Annotated in this window: 7 protein-coding genes; 4 read left to right on the plus strand and 3 right to left on the minus strand. The window is 50.8% G+C overall.

What is annotated here, in order from left to right; translation table 11 throughout:
- From ABYP73_RS11670 to ABYP73_RS11685, 4 genes are all read left to right on the plus strand, one after another.
- Positions 1–413: helicase HerA-like domain-containing protein (locus tag ABYP73_RS11670; RefSeq protein WP_372974439.1), on the plus strand; the 413-nt coding region annotated here is incomplete at its 5' end.
- A gap of 47 nt (positions 414–460) precedes the next feature.
- Positions 461–1,006: a hypothetical protein gene (locus tag ABYP73_RS11675; protein WP_372946126.1), complete on the plus strand. Its 546-nt coding sequence runs from the start codon at positions 461–463 to the stop codon at positions 1,004–1,006.
- A gap of 49 nt (positions 1,007–1,055) precedes the next feature.
- Positions 1,056–1,895 (plus strand): alpha/beta fold hydrolase, encoded by an 840-nt coding sequence (locus tag ABYP73_RS11680; RefSeq protein WP_372974440.1) that lies wholly within the window; start codon positions 1,056–1,058, stop codon positions 1,893–1,895.
- Between the two features lie 64 nt (positions 1,896–1,959).
- Positions 1,960–2,382, plus strand: a complete 423-nt coding sequence (locus ABYP73_RS11685) for a VOC family protein (protein ID WP_372946128.1) — start codon at positions 1,960–1,962, stop codon at positions 2,380–2,382.
- Positions 2,383–2,385: 3 nt separating this feature from the next.
- Here the strand turns inward: ABYP73_RS11685 and ABYP73_RS11690 are convergent, their stop codons facing one another.
- From ABYP73_RS11690 to ABYP73_RS11700, 3 genes are all read right to left on the minus strand, one after another.
- Complete coding sequence (locus tag ABYP73_RS11690) at positions 2,386–2,577, minus strand: hypothetical protein (protein WP_372946129.1); 192 nt, start codon at positions 2,575–2,577, stop codon at positions 2,386–2,388.
- 12 nt (positions 2,578–2,589) lie between these two features.
- On the minus strand, positions 2,590–3,561 hold the full coding sequence (locus tag ABYP73_RS11695) for an aldo/keto reductase (RefSeq protein ID WP_372974441.1): 972 nt from the start codon (positions 3,559–3,561) through the stop codon (positions 2,590–2,592).
- A gap of 21 nt (positions 3,562–3,582) precedes the next feature.
- The coding region (locus ABYP73_RS11700; RefSeq protein WP_372974442.1) for an alpha/beta hydrolase-fold protein at positions 3,583–4,473 on the minus strand (891 nt) is incomplete at its 5' end.

Here is a 4,473-nt window from a genome sequence, read left to right on the forward strand (position 1 = left end):
ACTATGACACCAAGGAAGTGCTGACCTCCCTGGGTATAGGGGAAGCGCTTATCAGTGCCCTGGACGAGAAGGGCCGACCCACCCCCCTTGCAGCCACCCTGTTAAGGGCGCCTATGAGTCGGATGGACGTACTCACTGCGAAAGAGCTAGAGGAGGTAATCGATAATTCCAAATTGATCCAGAAATACAACGAGACCATAGACCGTGAGAGCGCCTATGAGATCCTGAATGAAAAGATCGAAAAAGCGGAAGCCAAGGCCAGGAAAGACGAAGAAGAGGAAAAGGCCACTACCCGTACCACCTCATCCCGTTCCCGCAGGAGCAGTTCGCGCCAAAATCCGGTGGTTAAGGTGCTGACCAGTGCCACCTTTATTCGCGGGGTCCTCGGAATTCTCAGGAAGGCCATGAAATAGCGCCGGGCGAACATGCCAATGTCCCATTTTTATTAATAAATTTTTTTATGAAGCATTTTTTTTTCAGTGTATTGATCATCATCCTGGGCGGCAGTTGCAAAAAGGAGATCGATCCCAGATTCAGTATTTCGGGTGGAGGGGTTGGACCTATTTCGAGTTCGACCACCCTGGCGGAACTGAACGCCCTCTTCGCTACAGATTCCATCGTGAGGCCGGACAATTCAAACCAGGCAAATACTTCTTCAGAAGTGATCAGAATATATGAAAAGGGCGGTAAACACCTGCTCAGTGTGAGTCCGACTACCGATAGCATTCCCGGAATCGCCAATATCAGGATCATCGACCCCCGATATATGACCCCGGAAGGCGTCCATGTTCAGAGTACATTCAAGGACATACGGGAAAAGCTGAATGTCAAAAAGGTGGTCACTTCCCTGAACAACGTAGTAGTGCTGCTCAAGGACAGCGACCTTTACTTTACGATAAGCAAGGAGGAATTACCGGCCGAACTGCGCTTTGTAAATACGGATATCGACATGATACAGATCCCGGATAAGGCCAAGATCAAGTATATGATGGTGGGATGGAACTAAGCAGAAACCCAGGTATTCGCGCAAGATTAATCCTTGTAATTGCTCTATTTTGAAAAGGTTTTTTCAAAGGCTTCTGCCCCTCGCCATTGGGAAATATTTTAACCTGCTGGTCCTGCTTGCACCAAAAAAGGCAGCTCAAAAGGCATACCTCCTATTCTGCACCCCCAGGAGGGGGAAAGTTCTGCCCATTCAAAGCGAATTTCTGGCCAATGCCGCCTATGAGCGCGTAACAGTGGAGGATATGGAGATCCAGACCTACAGGTGGCCGGGCAAAGGCAAAAAGGTGCTCCTGATCCACGGGTGGGAAAGCAATACTTTCCGGTGGAGGAACCTCATCGGATTCCTGAAGGATGCGCACTACGAGATCCTGGCCTTCGACGCCCCGGCCCACGGTCATTCTACCGGGAAGATATTGAACGTAGTCCGCTATACCGCCTGTACCAGGAGTGTGGTGGAACGGTATCAACCCGATTATATCATAGGACATTCCATGGGCGGACTCACCGCGGTCTATCACCAGTACCTGCACCCTGTGAATTCCCTCAAAAAGATCGTGACCATCGGGTCACCTTCAGACCTGGAAGACCTCATGCTGCAATACCAGAAGATCCTCAGGTTTAACGATTCTGTATTACAAGCCCTTGACAAATATGTGAAAGGCAGGTTCGGGTTTGGGATCCGCGAATTTTCGACAGGCATTTACGCCAAAGACATCGACATTGAAGGATTGCTCATCCACGATGAACTGGATACCATAGCCCCGTTCAGGGCTTCTGAAAAGGTCCATAATAATTGGAAAGGCAGCAGGCTGATCAAGACAAAGGGGTACGGTCATTCCATGCACCAGGACTTTGTGAGTGAGCAGGTCATGGATTTCCTGAACTCCTAGAAATGGATTAAATTTATACCTCCAAAAAAAGTATTGAGTAACACAAACGAACAGATCTCATTGTATGTCGACAATCACACCCTTTCACGTTGCCATTCCCGTCCATAACCTGGCTGAGTGCCGTACGTTCTATAGAGACGTACTCAATTGTTCCGAAGGGCGCAGCAGCGACCACTGGGTCGATTTCAACTTCTTCGGCCATCAGCTGGTGATACACTACAAACCTAAATCAGAAGAGGAGCTGCACACCAACCCGGTTGACGGCAAAAATGTGCCCGTTCCCCATTACGGGGTGGTCCTGCCCTGGGATATCTTCCAGGAATTCTCGGAGGACCTGAAGACCAAGGGCATTGAGTTCATCATTGAACCCTATATCCGCTTTAAGGGGGAAGTAGGAGAACAGGCGACCATGTTCTTTCTGGATCCTGCGGGAAATGCCCTCGAATTCAAGGCATTTAAGGATATGGGGCAGTTGTTTGCCAAATAGAATTCAGGAATCCTTTTTTGATTTGAAACGATTCCAGACCCAGAGGAAAAAGGCGTAGACCAGGCCAAAGACCCCTCCGTCTCGTAATTCCCGGATCAACACCTCCTTTGTGATCTCCTTCTCGAGGATCAGAGAGATCAGGACATAGAGGATGGCGGCTATGCCTACCTGGGCGATAAATCTCTTGCGTTCCATATTCCGAAAAACTTATTGAGACCAGGAGGTTGGGACCCGGTCCCAGCGATGGGAGCGCAACGTCCTGTATAATCGATCATCCAGACCTTTTCCGTCACTAGTATCTATATTGGATCTTACGTGTTCCTGTTTTCTCATTCCCGGGATCACGGTGTCTACCCGGTCATTCATAAGGATAAAACGGAGTGCCATCTCGGCCATGGTCATACCCTGCGGGACCAGGGGCCTGAGGCGGTCTGCCCTTTCGGCGCTTGGGATGAGGTTTTCGGGAACGAAATAAGTGCCCCTCCAGTCGCCTTTGGGAAAGACTGTGTCTTTGGTAATGTTCCCGGTAAGCGTACCCTCGTCAAAAGGCACCCTTGCGATCACTCCAATATCCATCTCATCGCATAGTGGAAACAACTCATCTTCCGGGGCCTGGTCAAAAATATTGTAGATCACCTGCACCGTGTCTATCAGTCCGGTCTTCAGGGCCCTGATCCCGTTCTCGGGTTCCCACCGGTTCATGCTGATCCCCATGGCAGCCACCTTCCCCGATGTCTTCAGGTCTTCCACGGCACGTTGCCACTCTTCCCGTTCTGCCCAGGTATCATCCCAGGTATGGAACTGCATGAGGTCTAACTGTTCTACATCCAGGTTCTTCAGTGTGCGGTGGGTATAATCCATAACGTGGTCCGTGGGATAGGAATCCTCAAAGGCGTATTCCGGACGGGCGGGCCATTTAAAATTCCGGGGCGGTATCTTGCTGGCGGTATAGAGTTTTTTCCCGGGGTGTCTTTTCAGGAGTTCTCCCAAAAGCCTTTCACTATGACCTTCCCCGTAACCCCAGGCCGTATCGAAGAAATTCAGGCCCAGCTCGACGGCCAGGTCGAGGGACCGGGCCGATAGGCGGTCGTCCGATTCCTTCCAGGAGCCCATCCCCCACATGCCATATCCAATCTCACTAACCTCCCAATTTGTGCGTCCAAATCTCCTGTATTTCATGCTGTTTTAGTTTAATCTGTATTATTTGTACCTCCAGCTGGTCAGATCGGCTCCTGCCGGGGCCGACTTCCAGATCCGATCCATGATCTTAGGCACATACATGCTGTTGTACCTCAGCCTGGAGATGTGGTTAGGCAGCTCCGGATCCCCATTCCAGCAATGTTCTGCCCTGTCGCCGTAGGCCACTTCCCCTTCGTAATAGGGATCTGTGGTACTTTCCAGAAAATCTTCCATGAGGTAAACGGCATTGTTCAGGTAGTAATTGTCCATATCGCCGCAGTAGATATGGATCTTTCCCCTGAGCTTTTCCCCTAATTTATCCCAGTCGCGTTCAAGGATATACCTCAGGTCATAGTTCTCCATCCAGTATTCGGCCACCTCGTGGTCTATCTCGCCTGTCATCTTATCCCAGATGCGTTTGGGATATCCATCTTCCCCCTGGGGGGAATAGGTGGCTTCCCAAATGTCCCATTGCTGGCCGGAGCGCGACTTGTCGCCCAGGACGAGTTCCATATGGTTATTGCCCCTGACCGTACCCTGTATCTGCCCCAGGTAATCCCTGTGTGCGGGCACTTCCAGGTCCACAAAATCGCTTTTGTAGTAATAGGCGTTTTCATCCTCATAGATATTAGTCAGACAGTATGCCCTGAAGTCGATGGGGTCCGGACAGGCCGCAAAGCAGCCGTTGTACTCATCCGGGTACTTTACCTGTACCGCCAGGGCTTCCCATCCCCCCGTAGACCCACCGTAGAGGAATCGGGACCAGCCCTCGCCTATCCCCCTGAACTGGGATTCGATAAAGGGGATCAACTCGTAAGTGATGGCGTCCCCATAAGGGCCCTGACTTGCAGAGTTCACAGCGTAGGAATCGTCGTAATAAGGGGTTGGGTGCTGTATCTCTATGATGAGGAA

Origin of the sequence: Muriicola sp. (assembly GCF_041567615.1) — a bacterium.
GTDB lineage: Bacteria > Bacteroidota > Bacteroidia > Flavobacteriales > Flavobacteriaceae > Muriicola.

Excerpts from the sequence above, each read along its gene's own strand:
- ABYP73_RS11695 (WP_372974441.1), bottom strand. The coding sequence starts at position 3,561 with ATGAAATACAGGAGATTTGGACGCACAAATTGGGAGGTTAGTGAGATT.
- ABYP73_RS11685 (WP_372946128.1), top strand. The coding sequence starts at position 1,960 with ATGTCGACAATCACACCCTTTCACGTTGCCATTCCCGTCCATAACCTG.
- ABYP73_RS11675 (WP_372946126.1), top strand. The coding sequence starts at position 461 with ATGAAGCATTTTTTTTTCAGTGTATTGATCATCATCCTGGGCGGCAGT.
- ABYP73_RS11690 (WP_372946129.1), bottom strand. The coding sequence starts at position 2,577 with ATGGAACGCAAGAGATTTATCGCCCAGGTAGGCATAGCCGCCATCCTC.